Genomic DNA, 1,052 nt, shown 5'->3' with positions numbered 1-1,052 from the left:
CTAGGGCCTGTATCGAAGTTGTCTCCGGCAGGTTGAGCTGGAGTTGACCGTGCTGGGCGTGTCGGCGGCCGAAATAGGTGAGGTCTCCGGTAATTGGTTCGTCGACCAAGAAGAACCTGAACACCGGAGACCTCGTGGACACCCTAGCGGTGGCGGGGCGGTTCGACCTGACCGACGCTCAGTGGGCAGCGCTGGAGCCGTTGCTGCCCGAGCCGAAGCGGCCTGGGCGACCGTCGATGTGGACCAAGCGGCAGCTGATCGACGCGATCCGGTGGCGGGTGCGTGCCGGCGCGCCGTGGCGCGACATCCCCGCTGGATATGGCTCATGGGCGGCGGCATATGGGCTGTTTCGGCGGTGGCAGCGTGATGGCACCTGGAAGCGGATATTGACCGCGTTGCAGGCGTTGGCCGAGGCGGCGGGGCGGATCGTCTGGGACGTGAGCGTGGACTCCACGATCGCGCGGGCGCATCAGCATGCCGCAGGTGCGCGTAAAAAGGGGATCTGCAGGCCGAGCCGCCAGGCGGGGTGACCGCCGAGCCGGATGATCATGCGTTGGGCCGGTCCCGCGGTGGGTGGACCACGAAGTTGCATCTGGGCTGTGAGCAGGGTCAGAAGCCGTTGTCGATCGTATTGACCGCCGGGCAGCGTGGCGACAGCCCGCAGTTCATTCCTGTCCTGCGTGGTATCCGGGTGCCCCGGCTGGCCGGTGGTGGGCGGCCGCGCACCCGGCCGGATCGGGTGCTGGCGGATAAGGCTTACACCTCTAAGGCAAACCGGGCTCACCTGCGCAAACGTGGGATCAAGGCGACCATCCCGAGCAAAACTGATCAGGACGCGCACCGCAAGGCCAAGGGGTCGAAGGGCGGCCGGCCACCGGCTTTCGACCCCGAAACCTACAAGCAGCGTCACGCCGTGGAGTGCGGTATCAACCGGCTCAAACGCCACCGCGCCGTAGCCACTCGTTACGACAAACTCGCTGTCCGCTACGAAGCCACCATCCACATCGCAGCCATCGACGAATGGCTCTGACCGACTTCGATACAGGCCCTAG

1 protein-coding gene is annotated in these 1,052 nt (G+C 66.1%); it reads left to right on the top strand.

Annotation, left to right across the window (positions count from 1 at the left end):
* Window positions 1–149: 149 nt before the first annotated feature.
* A protein-coding gene (locus ISP_RS26320; protein ID WP_378251384.1) for an IS5 family transposase occupies window positions 150–1,030 on the top strand; the annotation gives its coding sequence in 2 pieces (ribosomal slippage) (window positions 150–525 and window positions 525–1,030; 882 coding nt in all).
* Window positions 1,031–1,052: the final 22 nt, after the last annotated feature.

Origin of the sequence: Amycolatopsis mediterranei (genome assembly GCF_026017845.1) — a bacterium.
GTDB lineage: Bacteria > Actinomycetota > Actinomycetes > Mycobacteriales > Pseudonocardiaceae > Amycolatopsis > Amycolatopsis mediterranei.
This window is presented reverse-complemented; position numbering and strand designations above follow the sequence as displayed.